Genomic DNA, 26,882 nt, shown 5'->3' on the forward strand with positions numbered 1-26,882 from the left:
GTGCTCCGGTCCGCGCGCGACTGCGCACGATCGGGCCACTCTCCTAGCCTCGTGGCGAACTCACGCATTCCGGTGGGCGGTTGAGGGCATGAGCCCCCCACCACTTGCGCCGAACCGGGGAGGGCACGTGCTCAGCACGGCACACCACGCGGACGTCGTCATCATCGGGGCCGGGATCGCCGGCCTGTCGGCGGCCCACCGACTGACCAGCGCCGGGGTCAGTGTCAGCGTCCTGGAGGCCGGCCCCGGCGTCGGCGGCCGGATGGCCACCGACGAGGTGGACGGCTTCCGCCTCGACCGGGTCGGCCCGCTCCTCAACACCGCGTATCCGGAGCTCCGCACCACACCGGGGCTCGACGGGCTCGTCCTGCGCACCTTCGATCCCGGGGTCCTCGTGCACAGCGAGGGCCGCCGCCACCGGACCGGCGAGACCCGCCGCGTGCCGGGCGCACGCAGCGCACGGGGCGCGCTCAAGGCGGCGCGCGCCCTCGCGCACGCCCCCCGGCCGCCACGCGCGGGCGCCCTCACCGGGGCGATGGGCGGCGCGATCGACCACGCCCGGCTCGGCGCGGCCCTGGCCCGCCTCGCCGCGACGCCGCCGGCCCGCATCCTCGCCCGGCCCGAACGCCCCGCGCTCGACGCCCTGGCCGGCCGGCTCTCCACCCGTACGCTGGACGGCTTCGTACGTCCGCTGCTCACCGCCCTGCTCAGCGACCCGGACCTCACCACGTCCAGCCGGTGCGCCGACCTCGCCCTGCGGACGTACGCGAGCGGACGGCTGGGTGTGCCGGAGGGCGGGGCGGGTACGCTGCCGGCGCTCCTCGCCGCTTCCCTGCCGCCGGGCACCATACGCACCGGGGTGCACGTCACTTCCGCCGACATCACCTCCGTACGCACCAAGGAGCACGGCGAGCTGGGCTGCCGCTCGCTGCTCGTGGCCACCGGGGCGAGCGCCGCCGCCGAGCTGCTGCCGGGCCTGCGGCTGCCGTCCTTCCACCCCGTGACGGTGCTCCACCACACCGCGCCCGCTCCCCCGCCCACCGGCGCCTCGCTCCTCCTGGACGCCGACCGGTCGGGGCCCGTCTCCCACACCGCCGTGATGAGCGAGGTCGACCCGGCCCGCGCCCCGCACGGCCGGACCCTGATCAGCTCCACGGTCCTCGGCACCCCGCCCGACGACCTGGACCGCACGGTCCGCGCCCACCTGGCCACGCTCTACGGCGTGTCCACCGACGACTGGGAGCTGCTGGCCGCCCACCACGACCCGGAGGCGGTCCCCGCGATGCCCGCCCCGCACGACCCGCACCGCCCGGTCCGGGTCCTCGCCGGCCTCTATGTGTGCGGCGACCACCGCGACACCGGCACCGTCCAGGGCGCCCTGGCCTCCGGCGCCCGCGCCGCCGCCTCGATCCTCCACGACCTCGGCATCCACCCGGCCGCCGGGGACACGGCGCTCCCCGAGGCGGCGTAAGGGAGCTCAGCCCAGCGCGGCAACCCGCTCCCGGTAGCCGCGCACGGCGGCGGCGTCCCGGTAGGGCTCCAGCCGCCGTTCGAAGTCCCGTACGTACTCCGTGGCCCGCGCCGAGCGCATCTCGGCCGCCTGCTGGGCGGCCTCCGCGCCCAGCCGGCACGCCTGGTCCAGCTCACCGAGCCCGAGCCGGGCGGACGCCAGCACCACCCGGCAGAACAGCCTGCTCCGGGCGTACGCGGGGGCGCGCAGCTGGAGCGCGCGCTCCGCGTACTGCGCGGCGGACCGGTACTGCTGGAGGTCGCGGTGGCAGTGCCCGAACTCGTCGGCCAGCTGCGCCTCGTCGAAGTGGCGCGCCCAGTGCGGGACCTCGTCGCCGGGGCGGGCCGTCTCCAGCGCGCGTTCCGCCCGGGCGAGGGAGGCCGTGCACGCCTTGGAGTCCCCGAGCACCGCGTGTCCGCGCGCCTCCACCGCGTGCAGCAGGGCCATGCCGGTGTGCGGCGCGGCCGCGCCGATGCCCTGCTGTGCCACCCGGGCCAGCTGCACCGCTTCCCGGCCGTGGGCGAGATAAACCGCCTGGCGGCTCATGGTGATCAGCACATAGCTGCCGTACGCCCGGTCACCGGCCGCCTGGGAGAGCCGGAGCGCCTGCACGAAGTAGCGCTGCGCGAGCCCGTGCGCCGCGATGTCGTACGAGGTCCAGCCGGCCAGCCTGGTCAGGTCGGCGGCCGCCGCGAAGAGCCGCCGGCCGGTCGCCTCGCCGTATGTGCCGCGCAGCATCGGCTCCGTCTCGTGCTCCAGGTACCGCACGAGGGCCTGCCGGGCGTGCCCGCCGCCATAGGCGTGGTCGAGCGTACGGAAGAGCTCGGCCACCGAGCGCAGCGCGGCCACGTCCCCCTCGCCGACCCGGAGCCCGGAGCCCCGCTCGGTCTGCCGCTGCCGGGGCACCCCGGGGCTGCCCGTCGCGCCGCCGGCCGGGGCGCCGGGCGGTGCGGGCACCCCGCCGGGGCGCGAGGGCACCGGCCCGCGCACGCTGTGCCGCCCACCCTGCTCGGGCACGGCGGTCAGGGCCCCGGCAGCGGGGAGCTGGGCGCCGCCCGGCCGCGAGGCGCCGGCTCTGGCGGGCGCCGGCCGGCCGACCCACTCGTCGGCCCGGCCGATCAGCCAGTCCCGGCTGGGCACGACGAGACCGGCCGGGGTGAACGCGATCTTCCGCAGCTCGGCGTGGCTGCCGGAGTCCTTGCGCCAGAGCCCGCTGACGATGTCGACCGCCTCGGCGGGCGTGGCGGCGAACTCCAGGCCCGCGTAGACCGGGGCGCAGGCGTCCAGGCCGAGGTCCTGCGCGGAGAGCCGGCGGCCGAGGCGCCGGGTGAAGACCTCGGCGATCAGCGCGGGGGTGGTGCCCCGGGGCTGCTGGCCGCGCAGCCAGCGGGTCACGGAGGTCTTGTCGTACCGCAGGTCGAGTCCGTGTTCGAGGCCGAGCTGGTCCACCCGGCGGGCGAGGCCGGCGTTGGAGAACCCGGCCTCGGTGATGAGCGAGGCGAGCCGGCGGTTGGGCGTGCGCTGCGGAGGTCGTTCCGACATCAGCTCTAGGGTCTCCTGCCTTCGGGGCCGGGCAGCCCTCTGACGAACGGCGCGAATTTAACTGCCTGCGGAGCAGCCTCAGCACCCTTCGCTCCACATTCATCCGATCGTGTGAGGATTGTGGACGGCGCTGACGGGAAGACCTGCCCGGCTCACGCGCCGACGCCGGTCGTACAGTGGCCGGGGCGATTCGTGCAGGGTGACGCGGTTCCGGGAAACCCCCGGGCCCCGGTGCCGCGAGGAGAAAGGCTGCTGCCGTGAGTGAGCTCCGGTTCGTCCGCATGGGATTCGGCGAGAACGCCGTCGACTACCAGGAGGCGTGGCAGAAGCAGCGCGAGGTGCACGCGGCACGGTTCGAGGACACCGTCCCGGACACCTGTCTGCTCCTGGAGCACCCGCCCGTATACACCGCGGGCCGGCGCACGGCGGACAGCGAGCGCCCCCTCGACGGCACCCCCGTCATCGACGTGGACCGCGGCGGCAAGATCACCTGGCACGGCCCCGGCCAGCTCGTCGGCTACCCGATCCAGAAGCTCCCGCGCCCCGTGGACGTCGTCGCCCATGTCCGCCGCCTGGAGGAAGCCCTCATCCGCACCGCCGCCGAGTTCGGCGTCGAGACCAGCCGGGTCGAGGGCCGCAGCGGTGTCTGGGTCCTGGGCGACCCGGTCGAGCAGCGCCCCGCGCCGGGCGGCCTGACGCTCGACTTCGACCCGCGCCTCGCGGACGAGGAGTTCGACCCGCGGCTCAACGGTCCGGAGTACGCCCCGTCCAACGCCGGGCAGCGCCGCGAGGACCGCAAGCTCGCCGCGATCGGCATCCGCGTCGCCAAGGGCGTCACGATGCACGGCTTCGCGCTCAACGTGAACCCCGACAACACCTGGTTCGACCGCATCGTGCCCTGCGGCATCCGGGACGCCGGCGTCACCTCGCTCAGCTACGAGCTGGGCCGCGAGATCACCATCGCGGATGTCCTCCCGGTCGCCGAGAAGCACCTCCGGGACATCCTGGAGAACGCCGAGCTCGCCCCCCGTACGATCGAACGCACCGGCGACGCCATGGCCACGGCGTGACGCACGGAACGCGCTTCCGGGAATAGGCCCTGCCTGCCCCAGGTTGGGTGGACGTACAACCGAATGAACCACGGGCGTACCCTGGTGTTCGCCGAAGAATCCAATGCAGTGAAAGCAAAGGGGAGTGCCGGAGTGTCTGTCGCACCCGACGGGCGCAAGATGCTGCGCCTTGAGGTCCGGAACAGCCAGACCCCCATCGAGCGCAAGCCCGAGTGGATCAAAACCCGGGCGAAGATGGGCCCCGAGTACAACCAGCTGCAGAAACTCGTCAAGAGCGAGGGTCTGCACACGGTGTGCCAGGAGGCCGGCTGCCCCAACATCTTCGAGTGCTGGGAGGACCGCGAGGCCACGTTCCTCATCGGCGGTGACCAGTGCACCCGGCGCTGTGACTTCTGCCAGATCGACACGGGCAAGCCGCAGGCGCTGGACCGGGACGAACCCCGCCGCGTCGGCGAGTCGGTCGTCACGATGGACCTGAACTACGCCACCATCACCGGCGTCGCCCGCGACGACCTGGAGGACGGCGGCTCCTGGCTGTACGCGGAGACCGTGCGCCAGATCCACGCGCAGACGGCGGACCGGGAGGCCGGCCGCACCAAGGTCGAGCTGCTGATCCCCGACTTCAACGCCGAGCCCGCCCAGCTCGCGGAGGTCTTCTCCTCGCGCCCCGAGGTGCTGGCGCACAACGTGGAGACGGTGCCGCGCATCTTCAAGCGCATCCGCCCGGGCTTCCGCTACGAGCGGTCCCTGGAGGTCATCACCCGCGCCCGCGAGGCCGGCCTGGTGACCAAGTCGAACCTGATCCTCGGCATGGGCGAGACCCGCGAAGAGGTCAGCGAGGCGCTTCAGGACCTGTACGACGCGGGCTGCGAGCTCATCACGATCACGCAGTACCTGCGGCCGTCGGTGCGCCACCACCCGGTCGAGCGCTGGGTGAAGCCCAACGAGTTCGTGGAGCTGAAGGACGAGGCCGACGCGATCGGGTACTCCGGCGTCATGTCCGGACCGCTCGTCCGCTCCTCGTACCGCGCGGGCCGCCTCTTCCAGCAGGCGATGGACCGGCGCGAGGCCGAGGCCGCGGTGCCGTCCGCGTAACCCCCGCTCCACCCCGCGCGGTCCGTCCGCCGCCCCGCAGGTCCGAGAGGGCCGGGGCGCGGACGGACCGCGTCGGCGTGCGCGGGGCCCGTATCGAGGTTTCATTGGTGTTTGACCGACCGGTCACGCGCCGGTAACACCGAACGGTGACCCTGGATGCACGCGCGGCGCGGTGCCGCACACCGCCACCGCCCTTCCCGCGCCCCGTCTCCAGTCCGCGCAGCACACCTAGATCGTTTCCGAGGGGACTTGCCACGATGCAGGCCGCGCCGGTACGCGCCAACGTCATCCCGACCGTCACCAACACCCTCCGCGCCGTGGAGTCGCTGCTGCTCGGCAGCGGCCAGCGGACCGCCCGCCGCAACGCCTGGACGGCCGTCCTGGCGGACCGCCGCCGGGCGAAGGACCGGGCCGAGTCCGGCTACCTGCCGGAACGGGAGGCCGTGGCCGCCCGTCGTTCGCGGGCCACGTAAACTTCATTGCATGGCGAGGAAGGCAAACACCACTGAAGGCGCGGACAGCGCCGAGAACGCGGGGCGGCTCAAGCAGATCGCTCTGACCTACAAGATGACCAAGCGGACCGATTCCAAGATCGGTCTTGTGGTCGCGGGTGTGGGAATCGTCACCTTCGGTGTCATCCTCGCGATCGGTTTTCTGATCGATCACCCGATCTACCTGGGCATCCTGGGCTTCGTGCTCGCGCTCCTCGCGATGGCGATCGTCTTCGGACGCCGCGCCGAGCGCGCCGCCTTCGGGCAGATGGAGGGCCAGCCGGGCGCTGCGGCGGCCGTCCTGGACCGCGTGGGCCGCGGCTGGACGACGACCCCGGCGGTCGCGATGAACCGCAGCCAGGACGTCGTGCACCGCGCCGTGGGCAAGGCGGGCATCGTACTGGTCGCCGAGGGCAACCCGAACCGGGTGAAGAGCCTGCTCGCGGCCGAGAAGAAGAAGATGGCCCGCATCGTGGTGGACGTCCCGGTCCACGACATCATCGTCGGCAACGGCGAGGGCCAGGTGCCCCTGAAGAAGGTCCGCACCAAGATGCTCAAGCTCCCCCGCGTCCTGACCGGCCCCCAGGTGACGGCCGCCAACGACCGCCTCCGCGCGATGGGCGACCTGATGAGCAACATGCCACTCCCGAAGGGGCCCATGCCGAAGGGCATGCGGATGCCGCGCGGCAAGATGCGCTGAGACGTGGAGAACGCGAAGAGGGCGGGCCGTTCTCGGCCCGCCCTCTTCGCGTTCTCGTTTGCGTTCTCGCTTGTGTCCTCCACGCCTCAGACGCGGATCTGCACCGCGCGGGACAGGCGGTCGTGGAGGCCGCGGCCGTCTCGGTCCCAGACGAGGGCCGGGATCGCCAGGCAGAGCAGGACGCTGCGGATGAGGACCCGGACGAGGCCGAGGCGGCCGCCGTCCTCGGCGACGACCCGGGTGCCCAGGAGGCGCTTGCCGGGGGTGCAGCCGATCGTGCCGACGGTGAGCACGCTCATCACGAGGAAGATGCCGAGCGCCCAGTTCCCCGCCGCCTGCTGGTCACCGCGAGCGAACAGTCCGTATGCGATCAGCATGCACAGGGCCCAGTCGATGAAGAGGGCCCCGAAGCGCCGGCCGAGCGGGGCGATGGCCCCGGGGCCCTGCTCGGGGAGGCCGAGCCGCTTGCCCCGGTAGCCGAAGTCGGCGCCCATGTCCTCGGCGGCCGCGCGCGGCCCGGAGAGCCACGATCCGATTGCTTGCCTATTGTCCACCCGACCACGGTACTGCGCCCGGCCGAGCGCCTTCCCCCGCGGGTGCCGTCCCACACGTCGTCCCACTCCTCGGACGCCCTTTTGATACGGCCGTGAGGCCCGTAAGACCACGCCGAAGGGGCGGTTCGGTGCCCGTACGACCGCACCTCGCAGCCGCGCCGGTTAACTTCGGCGAAACAAATGGGTCATGCTTGAGAAATCCGGTCTGCCTATGGTCGGGTCCAGCGTGTGCCACCGCACTGGCCACAACGAGCTGCAACCCCGTCCCCTCCCGGGCCGGGAGTAGGAGGAGTTGGATGTTCCAGAACGCCGACGACGCGAAGAAGTTCATCGCCGACAATGACGTCAAGTTCATCGATGTCCGGTTCTGTGACCTGCCCGGCGTGATGCAGCACGTCACCGTCCCGGCGGCGACCTTCAACCCGGCCGACGAGCTTGCCTTCGACGGCTCGTCGATCCGCGGCTTCCAGGCCATCCACGAGTCCGACATGTCGCTCCGCGCGGACCTGTCGACCGCCCGGGTCGACCCCTTCCGCCGTGACAAGACCGTAAACATCAACTTCTTCATCCACGACCCGATCACCGGCGAGCAGTACAGCCGTGACCCGCGCAACGTGGCCAAGAAGGCGGAGGCGTACCTCGCCTCCACCGGCATCGCGGACACCGCGTACTTCGGTCCCGAGGCCGAGTTCTACGTCTTCGACAACGTCCGCTTCCAGACGTCGGCGAACGAGAGCTTCTACCACATCGACTCCGAGGCCGGCGCCTGGAACACCGGTGCGGTCGAGAACAACCGCGGTTACAAGGTCCGCTACAAGGGCGGTTACTTCCCGGTCTCCCCGGTCGACCACTTCGCGGACCTGCGCGCCGAGATGTCCCTGGAGCTCCAGAACAGCGGCCTGGAGATCGAGCGCCAGCACCACGAGGTCGGCACCGGCGGCCAGGCGGAGATCAACTACAAGTTCAACACGCTGCTCGCCGCGGCCGACGACCTGATGCTCTTCAAGTACATCGTGAAGAACGTCGCCTGGCGCAACGGCAAGACCGCGACCTTCATGCCGAAGCCGATCTTCGGCGACAACGGCTCGGGCATGCACGTCCACCAGTCCCTGTGGGCCGGCGGCGACCCGCTGTTCTACGACGAGCAGGGCTACGCGGGCCTGTCGGACACCGCCCGCTACTACATCGGCGGCATCCTCAAGCACGCCCCGTCGCTGCTGGCCTTCACCAACCCGACGGTGAACTCCTACCACCGCCTGGTGCCCGGCTTCGAGGCCCCGGTCAACATGGTGTACTCGCAGCGCAACCGCTCCGCCGCGATGCGCATCCCGATCACGGGCTCCAACCCGAAGGCCAAGCGCGTCGAGTTCCGCGCCCCGGACCCGTCGTCCAACCCGTACCTGGCCTTCTCGGCGCTCCTGATGGCCGGCCTGGACGGCATCAAGAACAAGATCGAGCCCGCCGAGCCGATCGACAAGGACCTGTACGAGCTGGCTCCCGAGGAGCACGCCAACGTCCAGCAGGTCCCGACGTCCCTCCCGGCCGTCCTGGACGCCCTTGAGGCCGACAACGAGTACCTCCAGGCCGGCGGCGTCTTCACGTCCGACCTGATCGAGACGTGGATCGACTACAAGCGCACCCACGAGATCGCCCCGATCCAGCTGCGGCCGCACCCGCACGAGTTCGAGCTGTACTTCGACCTCTAAATCGCGGATCGCGCACACGTACGGGCCGGGCCCGCTCCTCCTCGACGGAGGGGCGGGCCCGGCCCGTGTGTGTGCGGGGGCATGTGTCAGGTGCGGTGCCGGTGGAAGCCGGTGTACGCGTAGCTCTCCCCCTCGCGCGGGGCGCGGGTCCAGGAGCGGGTGGGAAAGGTGTGGAGGGCGCCGCGGGAGAGGGCGAAGCGGGGCAGGGAGAGGTTCAGTTCGGTGTGGAGGGCGGTCAGGAAGCGGAGTTCGTTGGCGAGGGGGGTGTCCTCGGGGCGGATGAGCCGGTCGGGGTCCAGGGCCTCGGGTATCGCTCCGAAGCGCCGGCTCCCGGCGCCCCGGACGGTGAACGCGTAAAGCTCGCGGCCCTGTTCGGCGACGGAGAGGTGGAAGGCGGAGCGGGCGGGATCGGGGTCCTCGCGTCGGGGGTCGTTCCAGACCACGACCGCCCGGCCGGTGGCGGAGGCGGCTGCGGCGGGGGGAGCGAGGCGGTCGCCCGGCAGGTGGGACTCGCCGTCGAAGGCGAAGGCCCAGCCCTCGGCGGTGCGGCCGACGCTCACCGTGGCCCGGCTCTCCCACGGCTCGGCGTCGTCGAGACCGCGTGGGTCGCGCCGGTGGTGGGGGGTCCTGCGCAGGTTCAGGGGGGCGCCGAGGGTGGCGCCCTCCCCGCCCAGCAGCGCGGGCAGCCGGTCCGGGGACACGTCCTCCACCCAGACGCAGCGGTAGCCGGAGAAGGAGGGCTGGAAGCCGTCGGGCTCGGTGAGCCAGAGGAGGCCGGGCGGGTCGGAATCGGGGGCGGGGGCGGGGGCGGGGCCGCGCTCGCCGGAGCGGGGGGTGGCGAGGAGTTCGGCGCCGCGCTCCGGGGTCAGCAGCGGGCCGAGGTACGGGTCGGCGACCAGGCCGACCGGGGCGATCAGCGAGGGGCCGGTGGTCTCCCACTCCGGAAGGCCGGTGCGCAGTGTGCGCCAGGCGGCGTCCGTCGCACCCCAGCGGGCCTCGTCCCGGGCGCGGGAGACGGCCCGGCCCCAGGCGCCGTCGGGTGCGTAGCGGTGGGTGCCGTTCCGGACAGCGCCGAGGAGGGCCTCGGCCGTCTCCCGGGGGACGCCCCGTGCGGCCATCATCCCCAGCCAGCGGTCGTCCCCGTCCAGCCGCCAGGCACCGCGGCCGGGCTCCAGGGCCTGCACGGGCAGGAACTCGGACAGATAGCGGGGGTCGCCGACCAGCATGCCGTAGTCCTGGTGGCCGCTCGGGGCGAGGAACTGCCGGATCTGCTGGAGCAGCACACGGCTGTGCGGCCGGCCGAAGGACTGCGCGTCCTCCAGCAGCGGCACGGCCTCCTCGTACCGCCCGCGCAGCGCCAGCCGCCTGGCCTCCTCGACACGGGCGTCCTGGGCGCGCGTGGTCGCGTTCACGAAGCCGGGCTGTGCGGCGCGGTCGCTGTGGAAGCCCCGGTACATGGCCTCCATGTACGCGTGGAACGAGGCGTAGCGCGTCGGGTACTCACCGCCCCAGCCCTGGTAGACGTACAGGGCCCATTCGCCGTCCTCGTCCGTGTCACCCGGGTCGAGGAGGGCGTACGACATGTCGGAGTCGGTCTCCAGGCGCAGCGCGCGGGTCCACATCCCGGCCATCAGGACGTCCTCCGGGCGCGGGTTCCCGCCCAGGTTCTCCTCGTACACCGGGGTCATGCCGAAGAGGTCCCCGAACCACTCGATGTCCTCGGCGCCGCCGAGCCGGTAGATCCCGGCGGTCTGGTCCACCTGCCATCCGTTGCTCGCGGCGAGGAACTGCCGGTACGAGGACGGCAGCCGCTGTCCGAGGCGGGCCTCGGCGGCGGCGATCACGGCCTCGGCCGCCCCCGGTACACCTAGCGGGCGCGGCCCCTCTTCGCCCGTCTCCTCGTCGTCCTCGTCTTCGGCCGGGGTCCACTCGTCCTGCCAACGCCCCAGGAATTCGTGCCAGTCAAAAGATCCTCTGCTCATGGCCGGATGGTGTCATCCGGCACCGACAGCGACACCGCCGCGCCCCGTCAAGCGCGGCAGCGCTCGCGCCGGCTCTCTCGCAGCGTCCTGACCATGACCGCGTACAGCGGGGAGTCGTCGGAGGGCTTGGCCTCGTCGCGCTTTTCGTAGCCCCACTTCTCGTACAGGGCTTGCACCCTCGGGTGGGTGGAGTCGACCAGGAGCGTCACGAAGTCGGCCTCGACCGATCGGATCAGCGCGTCATGGAGCTGCTGCGCCCGGCCGGTCCCCTGCCACCGGGGTACCACCATCAGCTCGGACAGGGCGAAGATGCGGCCGCGCACATCCCTGGGCCGGTCCGCCCCCTTCCACCAGCCGCCCGGCTTGAACCTCGAACCGTACGCGTACCCGACCGCTCCGCCGTCCTCCCAGCCCGAGACGCACAGCCAGTCCTCGCGCCCGGACCACAGATCGACGTAGTACGAGAACCGCTCGCGCGAGTGGAACGGGTCGGGCTGGTCCGCGTAGACCTCGTCGTGTATGTCCAGGAGCAGGGAGCGCACGTCCGGGGCGTCGGCGCGCCTGTACGTTTTCAGATCCATCGGCGTGACTCCTCGATCCAGCTCACGACCTCGGGCGCCTTCGTGCCCGTCGCCTCGATGACTTGGCGAGTGACGGTGAGCGTCCTCGTCGTGCGCAGCGATCCGGCCGCCGGCAACAGCATCTCGTACGCGCGGCGTCCTGTTCCGGCGGCGAGCTCCACCTCTCCCTGCCGCGCCTGGGCGAGCGACAGGTGCGCCGTGTAGAGGGCCTTGTTGCGGGCCATGTCGTCGGGGATCGCCGCAAGAGTGCGGTGGAGGCAGGACTCGGCCCGCTCGTGGTCCCCCAGTGCGGTCCAGACGTACGACGACAGGGCGTCGAATTCGGCTCGGTTGTAGAACGAGATCCACTCGGAGGGCTGTACGCCGTCGGCGCGTCCGAACGTCCTCTCGGCGAAGCTCATGGCACGCAGGGATTCGGTGGGCTGATGCAACCTGGCCAGGGCGTTGGCGTGCCTCATGTGTCCCAGCGATGCGTACAGCGGGTCACGCCGAGCGGTCGAGGACCGCTTCATGACCTCGGCACCGGCTGCCGCCTCCGCGTGGTTCTCGCGTTGGCTGGAGGTGAGCATCAGGTGGTCCCACACCCGGTACATGGCTTCCCCATCATGCGCCAGGCCCGCCAGAGGGAGGGCCTGGTCGAGGTGGGAGCGGGCACGCCGTGGAGCACGGGCGTCGATGGCGGCGAAGGCCGCCAGACACGTGGCATCGGAGGCGAGCCGGTACAGCCGGCGCCTCACACGGTCCGAGGCGCCACCGCCGGCTAGCGACGACTGGATGCGCGACGCGAGTTCGATGGCCTTGTTCTCGGTCTTCCCCGCCCCGCCGAGCCGCGCGTCACCGCGCAGCAGCTCGGTGTACTCCAGATGAAACCGGTCGGCGTCGGCCTGTCCCAGCCGCGAGAGGCGTGGCGGGGCAGCGGCGGCGACGGCGGTTCCGGTCGCCGCGACAAGGAAGTTACGGCGGTGCACTGGGTCCTCCGCTCGTACGGCGGTGCGTGGTGGGACGAACCCTAGATCCGCTGCGGGGCACCCGAATACCGCTTCGAGTGCGGCGCATGTGCGGCCGATCGGCCTGCGGGTGCTGCCGTTGAGAAGATTGCGCACCGTCCGCGCGGACACATCCCCCGGCCTCCCCCCGATTTCTTCGAGCGCGACATTCATCTGACGTGCTAATTCGTCCTGCGTCAGGCCGAGTTCATCCATCCGGCCTCTCAGGATGACGTTCGCTCCCATGCGACAGAACGTAGCCGGGCCGGTACGTCCGGAAAAGCCGCCGGGTCATGCGAACGTAAAGTTTTCCGCTTGGTCTTGGGCGAATCGACTGCGACCTTTCCTGTCCACAGCCGCCTGACGGTCGTTGACTGATCACACGCCCCGGAAGTCGAAGAACGCTCCGGGCCGCTCTCCCTCAGCAGCGACCACGCCCTGTCCGTAGTGCGGCCCGCTGTACCGACCCCACCCGTAGGAGTGCGCGATGACCACGCCCCTCCCCTCCGAGGAGCAGCCGGAGTACGGCGTTCCGAGCTCAGACCTGACGGCCCGTGCCCAGGAAGGGTTCGCGGCGTTCCTCGCCCGGTTCGAGAACGACGACCTGCTCGAAGAGGAGGCCACACGATGACCGCTGTCGGCCTCGGATCATTCCTCCACGAGGACGATCACCCCTGGCTGCACCGGCAGGTCCGCGACATCGCGAGCCGGGGCGAAGGCGAACTCACCGCGATCGTCCACGAGAGGACCAACGGAAGGACTGTCCGCGTCGCGCATGTGCGGCCCGCATCCGGGGTCGAGTGGACGACGTCGGCGGACAACCTTCAGCTCATCCCGTGAGACAGCGACAGCCCACCAACTTCCGCCCCGCTGGATCACCGGCTCCGGGTGGAGGCACCACCAGCCAACACTCGCGCATCCACCTAAGGAGCATCACCATGATCGACACCCGCAACGAGAACGGCATCACCACTCCCGAGAGGAAGCCGGTGGCGGTCGACCTCGGCGATGTCGCCGAGCTGACCGAGGGCCAAGGCGGCGGGCAGTCGGAGGACAAGCGCCGCGCGTACAACTGCTGACCCCTGTCGCACGGGTGCGGCCCCGGCCTTCGGGTCGGGGCCGCACTCCCTTCGCAGGATCTGGAGGACACGTTGCCCATCGGCGGATTCAGCACCACCCGCCCCGGCCTTCCTCGCCCACTCGGCGCGGAGAGCTTCACCACGTCATCTCTGTGGCGGCTCGGCAACACCCCCGTCCGCACAGCGCGGCGGCCCGGCCGCCACGTCCATGTCATCGGCTTGTGCGGAGCCACCGCCGCGGAGGTACAGACCCTCGCCGATTGCCCCGTGCCCACCCGCGCGACGTGGCAGTGGCCGGGCACCTACGCGGTCCTGGAGGAACTGGCACACGGGCTGGTCCTCCACACCGACCCGGCCGCCGCACTGCCCCTGTACGCAGTCGCCTGGCAGGGGACCTGGGCGTGGTCGACGTCGGCCCGCTACCTCGGCGCCCTGGCGGGCACTCACGTCGACACCAAGCGTCTGGCATGCGCGTTCCTCGCTCCATCCGTGCCCGTATTGGCCTCTGGCCGTACGTATTTCGCCGGAGTCGAACAGCTCCCGCCCGGCAGCCGCATCGAACTGCCCGCCACCGGAGACCGGTACACGTACAGCACCACGTGGTGCCCCGACCCCCTCGACGGGCCGCCACCGCACCTGCGCCTGCGTAACGCCCTCGCTGCCGCCGTACGTCTCCGCGCCGACACCGACCCGGCCCTGTCGAGCGACCTTTCCGGTGGTCTCGACTCCTCCACGGTCGCCATCCTCGCTTCCCGCACCGCGCCGGATCCGGTGAACGCTGTCACCATCCACCCCCGTGGTGTTCTCGACGGCGCCGACCTCCATTACGCCCGGCTCACCGCTGCGGCCTCCGACGGCCGACTCCGCCACCGCCTCCTCCCCCTCGGCGATGAACACCGGCCGTACACCGACCTCACCGACGTCCCCGTGACCGACGAACCCGCGCCTTCCACGCTCACGCAGATCCGACTCCTGGCCCAATTCCGCTGGATGCGCCGCGAACTCGGCACCCGTACTCATCTGACCGGCGACGGCGGGGACAGCGTCCTCTTCCAGCCGCCGGCCCAGCTCGCCGATCTCCTGCGCCATCGTCGCTGCACCCGCGCGGTCCGCGAGGCATTCGGGTGGGCTCGGCTTCGGCACATCGCCGTCGTCCCACTGCTTCGCTCCGCATCGATGATGACGGCCACCACCCGCGAGGGGGCCTCGACAGCACTCGCCATCGAGCTGACCAGAGGGGTCAGGCCGACTCGGGGTGATGTCAGGTGGTTCTCCACCCTGCCCGTAACGGTATGGGCGGACTCATCCGCCGTACGTCTCCTCATCGAGGCCGCCGAGGACTACGCTGCCGAGCCCGACCCTCTACCGGGCCTGGACGCCTCGGTACGCATCCTCGTTGACGAGATCCGCGAGGTGGCACGTACGGCGGTGGCCGACGCCGAGCTGGCAGACGCCTGCGGAATCGATCTGCACAATCCGTTCCTGGATGCCTCCGTGATCGACGCGGTGCTGAGGACCCCGGTCGGTCTGCGTCCCCCTCTCTACGCCTACAAGCCGGTGCTGAAGCGGGCGTTCGCCGATCTCCTCCCCGCCGAACTGGTGGCCCGCACCACGAAGGGCGCCTTCGAGGCAGACCACTACGGCGGACTGCGCGCCGCCCTTCCCCAACTCCTCGACACCGGAGGCATGAACCTGGCGGCGCTCGGCCTGATCGACGCGAAGCGATTCCGTGAGCAGATCCGCCACGCCGCCGCCGGGGTCCCGATGCCGCTCGCGCACATCGAGCAGGCCCTGGCTGCCGATGCCTGGTTGCACACCATCACCCACACCCCTGATCCCGTGTGGGTCGCCCTTGCCCCCGGAAAGGTGGAGTAATGGAGCGGTCCGTCGACTTCGGGCATGTGCAGGTCGTCATCGACTACGACACCGGTGGTGTGCGCTGCCTGATTCCCGCAGAGCCCGCCCCGTCGACCGCGCCGAAGGCGAGCTGGGGCAGCGCGGAGCATCCCGCCGGCCTCACCGTCCCTCGCGATACGTGGAGCTCCACCGCAGCCGCCGCCCTCTCCGGTGTCGTGGCGGTGAAAGCGGCGGGGAGGAAGGAATCCGCCATGAGACGTATCACCGACGCCATCCGCGCGGCCACGTCGACAACCACCCACCCCGCCACCCCCGAGCAGGCCGAGCGTGCCGTCCTCGCCGTGCGCCGGGCCGCCTGGTATTCACCTGCCCGCACCGCCTGTCTGGAGGAGTCGGCCGCCGCCGTGCTCCTGCTCGCCCTGCGGCGCCGGTCCGTCGTCTGGTGTCACGGAGTCGCGCCGGACCCCGTACGCCTGCACGCGTGGGTCCAGACTGGCGACGGAGCCCTCGCGGCCGAATCGGCGTCCACGCTCCTCTACACGCCCGTCCTGATGATCGGAGACACCCATGACTGAGCCGGCTCTGTGGCTGGCCACCGAAGCGTGTGGCCTGGGCTCCTACCGTGCGGATCTGGTCGAGATGTACTGGAAGTGGGAGCAGGACCCCTCCCTGATGATCGGCTACGGCCGCCAGGTCCCCGAATCCTTGGAGGCGCGTGCAGAGGGCATGCAGCACCAGCTCCGGGGGGCCAACATCCGCTTCACCGTTTACGACCTGACCGGCGCCGAGCCCGTCCCGGTCGGCGTCACCACCCTGCTGCCCGACGAATCCGTACGCACCGCCGAGTTCGTCGTCATGCTGGCGCGCGAAGCCCGTGGGCGCGGGCTCGGTGTCGAGGCGACTCGGCTGACCCTCGACTACGCGTTCCACGTGGCCAGTCTGCGCATGGTGTGGCTCAAGGTGCTGGCCCCGAACGCGGCCGGGATCAAGGCGTACGAGCGTGCCGGGTTCCAGCACGCGGGGCGGCTGCGGGAGGCCGGTTACTGGCTCGGGCAGGTTTGCGACGAGGTGCTGATGGATGCCCTGGCAGAGGACTTCAGCGGGCATTCGGCGGTGCGGGCGCTCCTGGGGCGGGGCTGACGAAGGGCCCCGGGCAGAGCGGAGTGAGTCCTCACTCATTGACGGAGTGAGGACTCACTCCGTATGGTCGAGGTATGACCGAAGCCAAGGAGAACCCGGCCACCCGCCGTCGCGCCCCGGGCATGTCGCCGGAGCAGCGGCGCGCGATGATCATTCAGACGGCGATCCCGCTGATCGCCGAGTACGGCTCCGCCGTCACGACCGCGAAGATCGCCCGGGCCGCGGGCATCGGGGAGGGCACGATCTTCCGGGTCTTCGCGGACAAGGACGCGCTGATGCAGGCGTGTGTGGCCGAGGCGCTGTCCCCCGAGCACGCGATCCGTGAGCTCGACGCGATCGATCTGACCCAGCCGCTGTCCGACCGGCTCGTGGAGGCGGCCGAGGCGCTCCAGGCGCACACGGCCAGGATGGGCGTGATCCTCGGGTCGCTGGGGCATGGCGGCGGGAAGCACCCCGGACCGGTGCGCGGTGCGGGGCGCAATGAGTCGTCGGCCCGGATCCGCGCGGCCGTGGCGGAGTTGCTGGAACCCGACCGGGGCGCCCTGCGCCGGACCCCGGAGCAGATCGCGGCGCTCTTCTTCGGGCTGCTGTTCACTCAGCCGCGTACGGAGGACGAGCCGGACCTGACCTCGCGGGAGCTGGTCGACGTCTTCCTGAACGGGGCAGTCGCGGGGTGAGCGGCCCCTCAGTGCCCGCCCGTCAGCCCGCCGCTCAGCGTGCCGTGCAGGGCGGCGCTCGGCTGGTTGAGGCCCACTATCTCGACCGTCTTGCCGCGTTCCGCGTACTTCGTTTCGATCGCGTCCAGGGCCGCGACCGATGAGGCGTCCCAGATGTGGGTGGCCGTGAGGTCGATGACGATCCTGTCGGGGTCGGTGGCGTACGCGAAGCGGGTGACCAGGTCGTTGGAGGAGGCGAAGAAGAGCTCGCCGGTGACGGAGTAGACGACCTGGCCGCCGTCCGGGTCCAGGACCGCTGTGACGTCGGCCAGGCGGGCGACGCGGCGGGCGAAGATCACCATCGCGGTGACCGAGCCGACGACGACGCCGATCGCCAGGTTGGACGTGGCGACGACGATGGCGACGGTGATGACCATCACCGCGGTCTCCCCCACCGGCATGCGGCGCAGGGTCTTCGGGGCGATGGAGTGCCAGTCGAACGTGGCGAAGGAGACCATCACCATCACGGCGACCAGCGCCGCCATCGGGATGTCGGAGACGACCGGGCCGAAGACGATGCAGAGGACCATCAGGAAGGCGCCCGCGAGGAAGGTGGAGAGGCGGGTGCGGGCTCCGGAGACGCGGACGTTGATCATCGTCTGGCCGATCATGGCGCAGCCGCCCATGCCGCCGAAGAAGCCGGTGACGATGTTGGCGATGCCCTGGCCGACCGATTCGCGGGTCTTGTCGGAGCGGGTGTCCGTGATGTCGTCCACCAGCTGCGCGGTCATCAGGGACTCCATGAGGCCGACCAGCGCCATCGCCAGGGCGTACGGGGCGATGGTGGTCAGGGTGTCCAGCGTGAACGGCACGTCGGGCAGGCCGGGCACGGGGAGCGAGGAGGGCAGCTCGCCCTTGTCCCCGACGGCCGGGACCGCGATCCCGGCCGCCAGGGTGATCGTGGTGAGCACGACGATGGAGACCAGGGGCGCCGGGATCACCCGGGTGACCTTCGGGAAGAACACCATCAGCAGCAGGCCCCCGGCGATCAGCGGGTAGACCGGCCACGGCACGTCGTGCATCTCGGGCACCTGGGCCATGAAGATCAGGATCGCCAGGGCGTTGACGAAGCCGGTCATCACGGAGCGCGGCACGAACCGCATCAGCCTGGCGACGCCCAGGGCGCCCAGCAGGATCTGGAAGAAGCCCGCCAGGATCACGGTGGCGACCAGATAGCCGAAGCCGTGCTCCCGGTTGACCGGGGCGATCACCAGGGCGACCGCGCCGGTCGCGGCGGAGATCATCGCGCGGCGCCCGCCGACGACCGAGATCGTGACCGCCATCGTGAAGGCGGCGAAGAGGCCGATCGCGGGGTCCACCCCGGCGATGACCGAGAAGGAGATCGCCTCCGGGATCAGGGCGAGGGCGACGACCAGTCCGGCCAGGACCTCGGTGCGCCACACCTTGGGGTCGGAGATCCAGTCGGGCTTGAGGGCACTCAGGCGGAACGGGGACGCGGGCGCGGCGGAGGGCGGTGCGGAGGACAAGAGGGCGTGCCTGTCGGTCGGGGGGCGTCCACCGGGTCCGCGGTGGCCGGGCGTGGAAGCTGCACACGCGTACGCGCACGTCCTCGGGCGACAAACAACTGTACCCGGCCGCCGATCGCCCGTAGGGTCGTGCCCGTGAACACCGGACCGGCGATACGCCATGCACGGAACGGCTATCCGGTGGTGGGCTGAGCCCCCGCCGTAGCCCCGCCGGGTGTTCCGTACACCTGGCGCGGGGGCCTCCCTCGGCTCGTACACCGTACGAAATCACTGTGTCGAGCCGAAGAGATCACGAGGTCGTCAACCATGCCCGTTTCGTTCAACCACACCATCGTCGCCGCCGTGGACCGCCATGCGTCCGCGCGGTTCTTCCGGGAGCTGCTGGAGCTGGACGAGGCCCCGTCCTGGGGGCCGTTCGTCAACATCCAGCTGGAGGGCGGCGTACTGCTCCAGTTCGCGGAGCCGCCGGTGGAGATCCAGATGCAGCATTACGCGTTCCTCGTGGACGAGGAACTGTTCGACCGGGCCTACGGGCGGCTGGTCGAGGGCGGGGTCGAGCACTGGGCCGATCCGCAGATGAAGCGTCCCGGGGAGACCAACACCGGGCACGGCGGACGGGGGGTCTATTTCAAGGACCCGGCCGGGCACGCGATCGAGCTGATCACCCAGCCGTATCTGTAGCCGGAAAGGCCCTACGGGTCGCGCCGCGGGGCCGGAGCGCGGAGGCTGGGGGGATGAGTGAGCAGGTTCCGCCCGGCGGTCCGGTCCCGCCGCCGCCACGGCGGCGGATGTGGCCGTGGGTGCTGCTGCTGGTCACCGTGCTGCTGGCGCTCGCCGCGGGGGCGGTGATGGCGGTGCTGTCGGACGTCCTCCACTCGGAGGGCTCGCGGAAGGTGCACATCCGGTACGAGGTGACGGGGACCGCCCGCGATGTGGTGCTGACGTACAGCACCTGGCGGGGCGAGGAGCTGTCGACCGGGCGGCTGGCGCTGCGGTCGCTGCCGTGGGCCGGGGAGCTCGACTCCAAGGGCTTCATGAGCGGCGGCTCGTTCGTGGTGAGCGTGGGCCGGGGCGGCGGCGATGTGTCGTGCTCGGTGACCGTGGACGACGGCACGCGGCGTACGGACTCGGCCTCGGGTGCGTACGCGACGGCGACCTGCGACGGGTACTGAGAGGGCGGTCCTCCCGGAAGGATTCCAGGAGGATTCCGGGAGGACCGCCCCGCGTCGGTCAGCGGCCGTAGCGGATGAGCGCGCGGACCATGCGGCAGGTGATGTCGGACGGCGGGTGGATGCCGAGGCGCGCGGCGGTCGCGCGTATCCGGGCGTTGTTCGCGCTGGACGGGAGGTAGACGCCGGTGTCGAGCAGAGCGATCGCGAGGCGCATCGCCTTCAGGCGACGGTTGTGCGAGACATACCACTCGCGGGGGCGGCCGGCGGGGAGCGGTTTCTTGGTCAGGGGCTGGTGCAGGGGCTTGTCGAGCGGCTTGGTCGTGACTGCGGCAACGGCCATGGGCTACCTCCTGGCACGGTGGCGGAACTCTTCGGAAACCCTCACGAACTGACTCCCATTCTACCGGCCCCCACTGACAATCGCCCCTGGCCAGAGGGGCTTTCGGCCCCTGCGGCGAGGTCCGTCCCGTACCTTTGGCCCCATGGAGATCTGGATCAATCCCGCGTGTTCCAAGTGCCGCAGCGCGGTGCGGCTGCTCGACGCGGAGGGGGCCGACTACACGGTCCGCCGTTATCTGGAGGACGTGCCGTCGCCGGACGAGATCCGGGCGGTGCTCGACCGGCTCGGCCTCGAACCGTGGGACATCACGCGGACCCAGGAGGCGGCCGCGAAGGAGCTGGGCCTGAAGGACTGGCCGCGTGAGGCGGCGGACCGGGAGCGCTGGATCACCGCGCTCGCGGAGCACCCGAAGCTGATCCAGCGGCCGATCATCACGGCGGAGGACGGCACGGCGGTCGTCGGCCGGTCGGAGGAGGCGGTACGGGACGCGCTGGGACGCGGGGCGTCCTGAACCGTCGTCCTGCGGCCCGCCCCCGCCCGGTGCCTACGCCCCGTGGGCCTGGGCCTGGGCCTCCGCCTCTGCCAGGAGCTCCGTCAGCCGGAGGCCGAAGCGTACGTCGCAGGGGTGGGGCTCGCCCGTGCGTACCGAGGTGATCAGGGCGTCGACCGCCGCCGCGAAGGCGTCCACCGCGCCGTCCCACCGAGGCAGCTCCGCGACGCCGTGCTCGCCGCGGAGGACGACCTCGACCCCGGCGGCGGCCGCCGGCGCGCCCAGGGCCAGGGTGACCGTGCTGGACGCCCCGGAGGTGTGGCGCAGGACCAGGTGGTGGGCGTCGGCGGGGCCGCGGGCCGCGGTCAGTCCGGTGACGTCGCCCAGGACCGGGAGCAGGACCGAGAGGGCGTGCGGGCCGACGTCCCAGAGGCCGCCCCGTTCGCGGCGCCAGGGTGACGCGGCGTACTCGCTGTCGCTGCCGGGGGCCCAGAGCGCGCCGATCCACTCGGCGCGGGCGGTGAACCAGTCGCCCCGCGCGGCCTGTTCGGCGACCCAGGCGGCGGGGCGCGGGGCGAACCTGAGCGTGCAGAACACGACGGACGCGACCCGGGCCTGCTCGGCGGCCTCGGCGACCTCGCGGGCGCCGGCGACCGTGGTGGCGACCGGCTTGTCCAGGATCAGGTGGCAGCCGGCCTCGGCGGCCCGCGCGGCCAGCGGGGCCTGTACGTCGGGCGGCAGTGCGAAGGCGACGGCGTCGCTCGTGGCGAACAGCTCGTCGAGCCCCGCGTCGCCGGAGAAGGCCGGGGCATCGTGTACGGCGGCCAGCTCACCGGCGGCCTCGGCCCGGCGGCCCCACACCCCGCTGAGCACGGCGCCGGGGTGTGCGGCGAGGGCGGGTGCCTGGGTGTTGCGGGCCCAGGGTCCGGTGCCGGCCAGGCCGATGCGCAGAGGGGTGCCGGGTGTCGTCATGGGTCCAGTGTGCCGGGTGGCGGTCCGGGGCGTGTCCGCGTGGTCCCGGTGACTGCCGGGAAACCTCGGTAACACGGGGTTCACATGAGGGCAACGGTCGGGAAATCGCGGCTTGCCAAGCTGCGGCGCATAGACCGCAGCACCCGCAAAGGATGGCTTCCGTGACGTTCAAGGCTGAGTACATCTGGATCGACGGCACCGAGCCGACCGCCAAGCTCCGCTCCAAGACGAAGATCATGTCCGGCAGCCCGTCGACCGACGTGGCCTCGCTGCCGATCTGGGGCTTCGACGGGTCGAGCACCAACCAGGCCGAGGGCCACGCCTCGGACCGGGTGCTGAAGCCGGTCTTCAGCTGCCCGGACCCGATCCGCGGCGGTGACGACATCCTGGTCCTGTGCGAGGTCTTCGACATCGACATGACCCCGCACGCGTCGAACACCCGGGCGCTGCTGCGCCCGGTCTCCGAGCAGTTCGCCGGGCAGGAGGCGATCTTCGGCATCGAGCAGGAGTACACCTTCTTCGACGGCCACCGGCCGCTCGGCTTCCCCGAGGGCGGCTTCCCGGCCGCGCAGGGCGGCTACTACTGCGGCGTCGGCTCGGACGAGATCTTCGGCCGGGAGATCGTGGAGAAGCACCTCGACAACTGCCTGAAGGCGGGCCTGGGCATCTCCGGCATCAACGCCGAGGTCATGCCGGGCCAGTGGGAGTTCCAGGTGGGCCCGCTGTCCCCGCTGGAGGTCTCCGACCAGCTGTGGATCGCCCGCTGGCTGCTCTACCGCACCGCCGAGGACTTCAACGTCTCCGCGACCCTCGACCCGAAGCCGGTCAAGGGCGACTGGAACGGCGCGGGCGCGCACACCAACTTCTCCACGAAGGCGATGCGCGAGGGCTACGACGCGATCATCACGGCCTGCGAGTCGCTGGGCGAGGGCTCGAAGCCGATGGACCACGTCAAGAACTACGGCGCGGGCATCGACGACCGCCTGACCGGTCTGCACGAGACCGCCCCGTGGAACGAGTACAGCTACGGCGTCTCGGACCGCGGCGCCTCGGTGCGCATCCCGTGGCAGGTCGAGCAGGACCGCAAGGGCTACATCGAGGACCGCCGCCCGAACGCCAACGTCGACCCGTACGTCGTCACGCGGCTGATCGTGGACACCTGCTGCTCGGCCCTGGAGAAGGCCGGCCAGGTCTGATCCGCCCCCGCGCACGGAGAGGCGCCCACCGCACGTCGCGGTGGGCGCCTCTCGTTGTCAGTGCCGTGTGCCAGGCTTTCCCCATGCTCAGCGTGAAGGTCGAGACCGAGAACCAGCAGACCCACACCCGTGTTTCCGCCCAGAAGCTCGGGGACCTCGTGCACCGCATCGGCGGGCGCGGGGACAATTTCCTGGTCGTCCAGCGGGTCCCGGACATCCCGGGCACCTTCATCCAGGTATGGCACGAGGCGGGCGGGGCGTACGAGTTGGAGCACCGTACGGGCACGGCGGCGAGCCATGTCCGTACCGTCGTCGGCGACGCCGGCCGGGTCCTCGCGCTGATGACGCGCTGGGCCCGCGAGGAGCCCGGCTGGGACGCGGGCACCGACTGGCGGAGCGCCGGGATACCGGAGCCGGAGCCCGTGCCCGAGCTCGCCGAGGAGATCCGGAAGCAGCTGGAGCCCCGGGTCCGGGAGCTGCTGCGCGGCGGTTACGGGACCGTGCGGACGTTCACCGAGGCGGCCGAGGACTATCTGGTGAAGGACGGGGTGCGGCCGGTCTCCCGGGCCCAGGCGCAGGAGTTGGTGGAGCGGCTGTGGCTGGAGCGGGTCGCGGAGCAGCGGGGCTGGGCGGACGAGGTGACGGACGCGGACCGGCTGGAGCAGGCGTTCGCCCGGCTGGACCGGGGCGGCATCACGGCCCGGGAGAATTTCGCCTGCTGCCGCTCGTGCGGGATGGACGAGATCCGGGCGGCCGGGCGTGAGGACGCCCAGGGCTTCGTCTTCTTCCACAGCCAGGGTACGGAGAGCGCGGGTGCGGGGCACGGCCTCGCGCTGTACTACGGCGGCTTCGGACGCTCCGCCGAGCGGACGGCCGAGGTGGGCCGCGAGGTGGTGGCCGCGCTGAGCGAGGCGGGGCTGACGGTGGAGTGGGACGGTTCGCCGGACAGGGCGATCCAGCTGACGGACCTGGACTGGCGGAAGCGGCTGGTGGGTTAGGGGCTGATGGGACGGGGGGCAGGAGCTGGTGGGTGAGGGGCTGTCGGCTTGCTCACCTCGTTGTACGAAGGGGCGCGGCGCCACGCGTTCTCTGCTTCAATGGGGCCATGGCCAGCTTCCCGCACACCTCGACCGGTCGCAGCGACCTCGAACCGTTCTGGCCCTCCCGTCAGCACCACGACTTCGACCGGGTGTGTTGCCGCGCGCTGAACGCGCCGGCCCTCTGACGCCCTCACCCGGCCTCCGGTCCGCGCGCACGCAGCAAGTCCGTCCACCGACGACTCCCTCGCGCGAAAGAGCTGACCCCTCATGGCGAACACCCGTACCTTCTCCGCTGCCGCTGCGACCACTTCCGCCCCGGCCCTCTCCCCCAACCGGCACCGGCTGCGCGCCGTCGCCCCCGACGAGGCCGTCCAGCAGGCCGACGTCTCGGCGCTCCTGACGCCGGGTGCGACCTGGCTGCCCGCGCCCCAGCACACCCTGCCCAGCCTGCCGGGCCGTCCGCCGATGGTCGGCTACCTGGTGCTGGTGCCCGCCGACCAGCAGCCCGCCTTCGCCGCGGCGGCCGGACCGGGCGCGGCGGGTCCGGTGACCATCGACTCCGTGCGGCGCTCCGCTTCCGTCGACGGGCGCCCGCTGGACCTCACCTACCTGGAATTCGAGCTCCTGGCCCATCTGGTGGCCCACCCCCACCGCGTCCACACCCGCGACCAGCTGGTGACCACGGTCTGGGGTTACGGGCATGTGGGCGACGGCCGCACGGTCGACGTCCACATCGCCCGGCTGCGCCGCAAGCTGGGCGCCGAGCACCGTCACTCGATCCAGACGGTGCGCCGGGTCGGGTACAAGTACACGCCCTGACCGGCAGCCAAAGGGGGCGGGCCCCGGTTCCGGTAAGCACTACCGGAACCGGGGCCCGTCCTCGTACGCCCTGCTCAGCGCAGTCCCGAAGCGGCCGGTGTCGCCACCGCCGCCGGCTCCGGTTCGCCGTGGTCCAGGCTCGGGAGCCGGCCGAGGCCGCGCGGGGTGCGCCAGTTGCGCTCGCCGAGCAGCGCCATCACGGAGGGCAGCAGCACCATCCGTACGAGTGTGGCGTCCAGCAGGACCGCGACCGCGAGGCCGACGCCCATCTGTTGCATGTCCTGCATGGACAGGGTCGCGAAGACCGAGAACACCGCCACCATGATCACGGCCGCGCCGGTCACCGCGCCGGCCGTGCGGCGGATGCCCTCGTCGATCGCGGCCCGGTTGCCGATCCCCCGGCCGTGCGCCTCGCGGATGCGGGAGACGACGAAGACGTGGTAGTCCATCGAGAGCCCGAACAGGACGACGAGGACGAACAGCGGCATCCAGGACTCGACCGCGCCGACGCCCTCCGAGCCGATGAGCCCGGCGCCCCAGCCGTGCTGGAAGACCGCGGTCATCACCCCGTACGCGGCGGCCACGGAGAGCAGGTTGAGGACGATGGACGTCACGGCGATCACGTACGACCGGAAGCAGAACAGCATCAGCAGGAACGTCACGGCGGTGATGAAGAGGAAGACGGGGGCGATCCCGCGCTTCAGCTGGTCGTTGAAGTCGACGGACCCGGCCACCTCGCCGGTGACGTAGGCGTGGGCTCCGGTGGCGTCGAAGGCGGCGGGCAGGCGGTCGTCGCGCAGGGCGGTGAGGTCCTTCTCGCCGCCGGGGAGCGGGACCTCGAACTCGGCGATGTTCCGCGCCCGGTGCACGGTGACGTGGTCGAAGCCGGCGAGGGCCTCGCGGACGGCCGGGGCGGTGATGTCGTCGGCCGCCACGACGACCTGGGCCGGGGCGGGGCCGCCGGGGAAGGTCTCGCTGATGTGGCGGTAGGCGACGGACAGCGTGGAGTCGGAGCCGAACTGCTTGTCCAGGCCCAGGGATTCGGTCTTCATGCCGAGCGCGGGCGCGGCGAGCACCAGCAGGACGGCGACGGAGGCGACGGCGAAGAGCTTCGGGCGGTCGAGTACGGGGCGCAGCACCCGGCCCGCGATACGGCCGCTCTCTCCCTTCCCGCGCTTGCCGCGCCGGTTCAGCAGCGGTACCCGGCCGGCGTCGATGCGGTCGCCAAGCCAGGCGAGCAGGGCGGGCAGCACGGTGACGGAGCCCAGCATGGCGATGCACACGACGGTGATGGTGGCGAGGGCGAAGCCCTTGAAGAGCATCAGGCCGGACAGGAACATGCCGGCCATGGCGACCATCACGGTGAGTCCGGAGACCAGGACGGCCCGGCCACTGGTGGCGGCGGCGATGCGCAGGGCGGTGCCGGCGTCGCGTCCGGCGGCCCGCTCGTCGCGTTCGCGGCGCAGATAGAACAGGCAGTAGTCGACGCCGACGGCGAAGCCCATCAGGAACATCACGGAGTACGTGGTCTGGAACAGGTGGAGCTGGTGGCTGGCGAGCGAGAGCAGGCCGAAGGCGGCCATGCACGCGGTGAGCGCGAGCCCGACGGGCAGCAGGGCGGCGACGACGGCGCCGAAGGCGACCAGCAGGATGCCGAGGGCCAGCGGTACGGCGGTGAACTCGGCCTTCTTGAAGTCGTCCGCGAGCAGGTCACCGAGCCACTTGCCGGCGCTGGCGTCCCCGAACTGGCTGACGGTGACGCCGGGCTGCCGCTTCCCGACCCCGGCGACGGCGTCCAGCACGGGCTGCACCCGGTCGGGGGCGGTGTCCGGGTCGCCCTTCATCTCGAAGGTGATCAGCGCGTCCTTGCGGTCCTTCGACTCGACCGGGTCCGCGAGGCCGGTGACCTCGCCGGTGTCCCGGAGGGCGGTGGCGAGGTCACCGGCGGCGGCCTTCCAGCCGTCCGGTTCGGCGGCGGACACCATGACAAGTTCGCCGGCCCGGTGGCCGAGCCCCGCGTCGGAGAGGATCTGTTCGGCGCGGGCCGAGTCGCCCGCGCCGTTCTCCGCGTCGGTCATCTCGACCATGCCCGAGGCGCCGCCGATGCCCGCGGCGAGTACGACGAAGAGCAGCCAGCCGAGAATGGCCGTCTTGCGGTGGTGTGCGCTCCACACACCGATACGTGCCGCGAGGTTACGCCTCATGGCGGGTTCGCCCCCTGTTGGTGGAAGTCCGACGATGCCCCTCGAATCTAGGAACGGCGGATCGTGCGCCCCAGCCGGTGGAACACCCGGTCGCGCGGCGCGTAGGGCGAGGTGGCGGGGTGGTGCTGGGTACACCCCCACCGGGTGGCGAAC

The 26,882-nt window shown here is 71.6% G+C and carries 28 protein-coding genes; 19 read left to right on the plus strand and 9 right to left on the minus strand.

Annotation, left to right across the window (positions count from 1 at the left end):
• The first annotated feature begins 127 nt into the window (after window positions 1–127).
• Window positions 128–1,471: an NAD(P)/FAD-dependent oxidoreductase gene (locus OG338_RS06720; protein ID WP_405936437.1), complete on the plus strand. Its 1,344-nt coding sequence runs from the start codon at window positions 128–130 to the stop codon at window positions 1,469–1,471.
• Between the two features lie 6 nt (window positions 1,472–1,477).
• Here the strand turns inward: OG338_RS06720 and OG338_RS06725 are convergent, their stop codons facing one another.
• A complete protein-coding gene (locus OG338_RS06725; protein WP_405936438.1) occupies window positions 1,478–3,052 on the minus strand; it encodes a regulator in 1,575 nt (524 codons plus the stop codon).
• Window positions 3,053–3,309: 257 nt separating this feature from the next.
• On the opposite strand from OG338_RS06725, the gene lipB reads away from it, so the two are divergent.
• From lipB to OG338_RS06745, 4 genes are all read left to right on the plus strand, one after another.
• Window positions 3,310–4,122, plus strand: a complete 813-nt coding sequence (lipB, locus tag OG338_RS06730; RefSeq protein WP_405936439.1) for a lipoyl(octanoyl) transferase LipB — start codon at window positions 3,310–3,312, stop codon at window positions 4,120–4,122.
• A 159-nt stretch (window positions 4,123–4,281) separates the two neighbouring features.
• Window positions 4,282–5,217 carry a lipoyl synthase gene (gene lipA / locus OG338_RS06735; protein WP_405940340.1) on the plus strand — a complete coding sequence of 312 codons (936 nt, stop codon included), beginning with the start codon at window positions 4,282–4,284 and terminating at the stop codon, window positions 5,215–5,217.
• Window positions 5,218–5,474: 257 nt separating this feature from the next.
• Complete coding sequence (locus OG338_RS06740; RefSeq protein WP_405936440.1) at window positions 5,475–5,690, plus strand: hypothetical protein; 216 nt, start codon at window positions 5,475–5,477, stop codon at window positions 5,688–5,690.
• Window positions 5,691–5,700: 10 nt separating this feature from the next.
• Window positions 5,701–6,408, plus strand: coding sequence for a DUF4191 domain-containing protein (locus OG338_RS06745; RefSeq protein WP_018103545.1), 708 nt, complete (start codon window positions 5,701–5,703; stop codon window positions 6,406–6,408).
• Between the two features lie 86 nt (window positions 6,409–6,494).
• Here OG338_RS06745 and OG338_RS06750 read toward each other — a convergent pair whose 3' ends face one another.
• A complete protein-coding gene (locus OG338_RS06750; protein ID WP_405936441.1) occupies window positions 6,495–6,962 on the minus strand; it encodes an RDD family protein in 468 nt (155 codons plus the stop codon).
• Window positions 6,963–7,258: 296 nt separating this feature from the next.
• Between OG338_RS06750 and glnA the strand changes: the two genes are divergently transcribed.
• A complete protein-coding gene (gene glnA, locus OG338_RS06755; RefSeq protein ID WP_383632251.1) occupies window positions 7,259–8,668 on the plus strand; it encodes a type I glutamate--ammonia ligase in 1,410 nt (469 codons plus the stop codon).
• 86 nt (window positions 8,669–8,754) lie between these two features.
• On the opposite strand, the gene OG338_RS06760 is transcribed toward glnA, so the two are convergent.
• The 3 genes from OG338_RS06760 to OG338_RS06770 are packed head-to-tail and all read right to left on the minus strand — an operon-like array spanning window position 8,755 to window position 12,463.
• Entirely contained in the window at window positions 8,755–10,650 is a 1,896-nt protein-coding gene (locus OG338_RS06760; RefSeq protein WP_405936442.1) for an SMI1/KNR4 family protein, read from the minus strand.
• A 47-nt stretch (window positions 10,651–10,697) separates the two neighbouring features.
• Entirely contained in the window at window positions 10,698–11,231 is a 534-nt protein-coding gene (locus tag OG338_RS06765) for a GNAT family N-acetyltransferase (RefSeq protein WP_405936443.1), read from the minus strand.
• Entirely contained in the window at window positions 11,222–12,463 is a 1,242-nt protein-coding gene (locus OG338_RS06770; RefSeq protein WP_405936444.1) for a helix-turn-helix domain-containing protein, read from the minus strand. Before OG338_RS06770 ends, OG338_RS06765 begins: the two co-directional genes overlap by 10 nt.
• A gap of 241 nt (window positions 12,464–12,704) precedes the next feature.
• Between OG338_RS06770 and OG338_RS06775 the strand changes: the two genes are divergently transcribed.
• The 7 genes from OG338_RS06775 (at window position 12,705) to OG338_RS06805 (ending at window position 16,970) form a co-directional block, all read left to right on the plus strand.
• Window positions 12,705–12,848: a hypothetical protein gene (locus OG338_RS06775; protein WP_405936445.1), complete on the plus strand. Its 144-nt coding sequence runs from the start codon at window positions 12,705–12,707 to the stop codon at window positions 12,846–12,848.
• Window positions 12,845–13,057 (plus strand): hypothetical protein, encoded by a 213-nt coding sequence (locus OG338_RS06780; RefSeq protein WP_405936446.1) that lies wholly within the window; start codon window positions 12,845–12,847, stop codon window positions 13,055–13,057. Before OG338_RS06775 ends, OG338_RS06780 begins: the two co-directional genes overlap by 4 nt.
• A gap of 98 nt (window positions 13,058–13,155) precedes the next feature.
• Entirely contained in the window at window positions 13,156–13,296 is a 141-nt protein-coding gene (locus OG338_RS06785; protein WP_405936447.1) for an albusnodin family lasso peptide, read from the plus strand.
• Window positions 13,297–13,368: 72 nt separating this feature from the next.
• Entirely contained in the window at window positions 13,369–15,171 is a 1,803-nt protein-coding gene (locus tag OG338_RS06790) for an albusnodin/ikarugamycin family macrolactam cyclase (protein WP_405936448.1), read from the plus strand.
• Entirely contained in the window at window positions 15,171–15,728 is a 558-nt protein-coding gene (locus OG338_RS06795; protein WP_405936449.1) for a lasso peptide biosynthesis B2 protein, read from the plus strand. Before OG338_RS06790 ends, OG338_RS06795 begins: the two co-directional genes overlap by 1 nt.
• A complete protein-coding gene (locus OG338_RS06800; protein WP_405936450.1) occupies window positions 15,721–16,293 on the plus strand; it encodes a GNAT family N-acetyltransferase in 573 nt (190 codons plus the stop codon). Before OG338_RS06795 ends, OG338_RS06800 begins: the two co-directional genes overlap by 8 nt.
• Before the next feature lie 74 nt (window positions 16,294–16,367).
• The gene (locus OG338_RS06805; RefSeq protein ID WP_405936451.1) at window positions 16,368–16,970 is read left to right on the plus strand and encodes a TetR/AcrR family transcriptional regulator; all 603 of its coding nucleotides are present in this window, start codon (window positions 16,368–16,370) and stop codon (window positions 16,968–16,970) included.
• 8 nt (window positions 16,971–16,978) lie between these two features.
• On the opposite strand, the gene OG338_RS06810 is transcribed toward OG338_RS06805, so the two are convergent.
• A complete protein-coding gene (locus tag OG338_RS06810) occupies window positions 16,979–18,496 on the minus strand; it encodes a SulP family inorganic anion transporter (protein WP_405936452.1) in 1,518 nt (505 codons plus the stop codon).
• 306 nt (window positions 18,497–18,802) lie between these two features.
• Between OG338_RS06810 and OG338_RS06815 the strand changes: the two genes are divergently transcribed.
• Complete coding sequence (locus OG338_RS06815; RefSeq protein WP_405936453.1) at window positions 18,803–19,177, plus strand: VOC family protein; 375 nt, start codon at window positions 18,803–18,805, stop codon at window positions 19,175–19,177.
• Window positions 19,178–19,230: 53 nt separating this feature from the next.
• Window positions 19,231–19,668 carry a hypothetical protein gene (locus OG338_RS06820; RefSeq protein ID WP_405936454.1) on the plus strand — a complete coding sequence of 146 codons (438 nt, stop codon included), beginning with the start codon at window positions 19,231–19,233 and terminating at the stop codon, window positions 19,666–19,668.
• Between the two features lie 58 nt (window positions 19,669–19,726).
• Here the strand turns inward: OG338_RS06820 and OG338_RS06825 are convergent, their stop codons facing one another.
• Window positions 19,727–20,008: a hypothetical protein gene (locus tag OG338_RS06825; RefSeq protein ID WP_405936455.1), complete on the minus strand. Its 282-nt coding sequence runs from the start codon at window positions 20,006–20,008 to the stop codon at window positions 19,727–19,729.
• A gap of 142 nt (window positions 20,009–20,150) precedes the next feature.
• On the opposite strand from OG338_RS06825, the gene OG338_RS06830 reads away from it, so the two are divergent.
• Complete coding sequence (locus OG338_RS06830) at window positions 20,151–20,519, plus strand: arsenate reductase family protein (protein WP_405936456.1); 369 nt, start codon at window positions 20,151–20,153, stop codon at window positions 20,517–20,519.
• A gap of 33 nt (window positions 20,520–20,552) precedes the next feature.
• On the opposite strand, the gene OG338_RS06835 is transcribed toward OG338_RS06830, so the two are convergent.
• On the minus strand, window positions 20,553–21,470 hold the full coding sequence (locus tag OG338_RS06835; RefSeq protein WP_405936457.1) for a Gfo/Idh/MocA family protein: 918 nt from the start codon (window positions 21,468–21,470) through the stop codon (window positions 20,553–20,555).
• A 161-nt stretch (window positions 21,471–21,631) separates the two neighbouring features.
• Between OG338_RS06835 and glnII the strand changes: the two genes are divergently transcribed.
• The 3 genes from glnII to OG338_RS06850 all read left to right on the plus strand — a co-directional run bounded on the left by glnII (window position 21,632) and on the right by OG338_RS06850 (window position 24,525).
• Entirely contained in the window at window positions 21,632–22,666 is a 1,035-nt protein-coding gene (gene glnII / locus OG338_RS06840) for a glutamine synthetase (protein ID WP_405936458.1), read from the plus strand.
• A gap of 83 nt (window positions 22,667–22,749) precedes the next feature.
• Window positions 22,750–23,664, plus strand: coding sequence for a DUF6891 domain-containing protein (locus OG338_RS06845; protein ID WP_405936459.1), 915 nt, complete (start codon window positions 22,750–22,752; stop codon window positions 23,662–23,664).
• 309 nt (window positions 23,665–23,973) lie between these two features.
• On the plus strand, window positions 23,974–24,525 hold the full coding sequence (locus tag OG338_RS06850; RefSeq protein ID WP_405936460.1) for a winged helix-turn-helix domain-containing protein: 552 nt from the start codon (window positions 23,974–23,976) through the stop codon (window positions 24,523–24,525).
• Window positions 24,526–24,599: 74 nt separating this feature from the next.
• Here OG338_RS06850 and OG338_RS06855 read toward each other — a convergent pair whose 3' ends face one another.
• Entirely contained in the window at window positions 24,600–26,729 is a 2,130-nt protein-coding gene (locus OG338_RS06855) for an MMPL family transporter (RefSeq protein WP_405936461.1), read from the minus strand.
• Window positions 26,730–26,882: the final 153 nt, after the last annotated feature.

This window comes from Streptomyces sp. NBC_00726, assembly GCF_045161735.1.
Taxonomy (GTDB): domain Bacteria; phylum Actinomycetota; class Actinomycetes; order Streptomycetales; family Streptomycetaceae; genus Streptomyces.

What these genes read in the sequence shown, in the direction of transcription:
- OG338_RS06725 (WP_405936438.1), bottom strand. Translation starts at nt 3,052, where the DNA reads ATGTCGGAACGACCTCCGCAGCGCACGCCCAACCGCCGGCTCGCCTCG.
- lipA (WP_405940340.1), top strand. Translation starts at nt 4,282, where the DNA reads ATGCTGCGCCTTGAGGTCCGGAACAGCCAGACCCCCATCGAGCGCAAG.
- OG338_RS06740 (WP_405936440.1), top strand. Translation starts at nt 5,475, where the DNA reads ATGCAGGCCGCGCCGGTACGCGCCAACGTCATCCCGACCGTCACCAAC.
- OG338_RS06745 (WP_018103545.1), top strand. Translation starts at nt 5,701, where the DNA reads ATGGCGAGGAAGGCAAACACCACTGAAGGCGCGGACAGCGCCGAGAAC.
- glnA (WP_383632251.1), top strand. Translation starts at nt 7,259, where the DNA reads ATGTTCCAGAACGCCGACGACGCGAAGAAGTTCATCGCCGACAATGAC.
- OG338_RS06760 (WP_405936442.1), bottom strand. Translation starts at nt 10,650, where the DNA reads ATGAGCAGAGGATCTTTTGACTGGCACGAATTCCTGGGGCGTTGGCAG.
- OG338_RS06765 (WP_405936443.1), bottom strand. Translation starts at nt 11,231, where the DNA reads ATGGATCTGAAAACGTACAGGCGCGCCGACGCCCCGGACGTGCGCTCC.
- OG338_RS06770 (WP_405936444.1), bottom strand. Translation starts at nt 12,463, where the DNA reads ATGGGAGCGAACGTCATCCTGAGAGGCCGGATGGATGAACTCGGCCTG.
- OG338_RS06775 (WP_405936445.1), top strand. Translation starts at nt 12,705, where the DNA reads ATGACCACGCCCCTCCCCTCCGAGGAGCAGCCGGAGTACGGCGTTCCG.
- OG338_RS06780 (WP_405936446.1), top strand. Translation starts at nt 12,845, where the DNA reads ATGACCGCTGTCGGCCTCGGATCATTCCTCCACGAGGACGATCACCCC.
- OG338_RS06785 (WP_405936447.1), top strand. Translation starts at nt 13,156, where the DNA reads ATGATCGACACCCGCAACGAGAACGGCATCACCACTCCCGAGAGGAAG.
- OG338_RS06795 (WP_405936449.1), top strand. Translation starts at nt 15,171, where the DNA reads ATGGAGCGGTCCGTCGACTTCGGGCATGTGCAGGTCGTCATCGACTAC.
- OG338_RS06800 (WP_405936450.1), top strand. Translation starts at nt 15,721, where the DNA reads ATGACTGAGCCGGCTCTGTGGCTGGCCACCGAAGCGTGTGGCCTGGGC.
- OG338_RS06805 (WP_405936451.1), top strand. Translation starts at nt 16,368, where the DNA reads ATGACCGAAGCCAAGGAGAACCCGGCCACCCGCCGTCGCGCCCCGGGC.
- OG338_RS06815 (WP_405936453.1), top strand. Translation starts at nt 18,803, where the DNA reads ATGCCCGTTTCGTTCAACCACACCATCGTCGCCGCCGTGGACCGCCAT.
- OG338_RS06820 (WP_405936454.1), top strand. Translation starts at nt 19,231, where the DNA reads ATGAGTGAGCAGGTTCCGCCCGGCGGTCCGGTCCCGCCGCCGCCACGG.
- OG338_RS06825 (WP_405936455.1), bottom strand. Translation starts at nt 20,008, where the DNA reads ATGGCCGTTGCCGCAGTCACGACCAAGCCGCTCGACAAGCCCCTGCAC.
- OG338_RS06830 (WP_405936456.1), top strand. Translation starts at nt 20,151, where the DNA reads ATGGAGATCTGGATCAATCCCGCGTGTTCCAAGTGCCGCAGCGCGGTG.
- OG338_RS06835 (WP_405936457.1), bottom strand. Translation starts at nt 21,470, where the DNA reads ATGACGACACCCGGCACCCCTCTGCGCATCGGCCTGGCCGGCACCGGA.
- OG338_RS06845 (WP_405936459.1), top strand. Translation starts at nt 22,750, where the DNA reads ATGCTCAGCGTGAAGGTCGAGACCGAGAACCAGCAGACCCACACCCGT.
- OG338_RS06850 (WP_405936460.1), top strand. Translation starts at nt 23,974, where the DNA reads ATGGCGAACACCCGTACCTTCTCCGCTGCCGCTGCGACCACTTCCGCC.
- OG338_RS06855 (WP_405936461.1), bottom strand. Translation starts at nt 26,729, where the DNA reads ATGAGGCGTAACCTCGCGGCACGTATCGGTGTGTGGAGCGCACACCAC.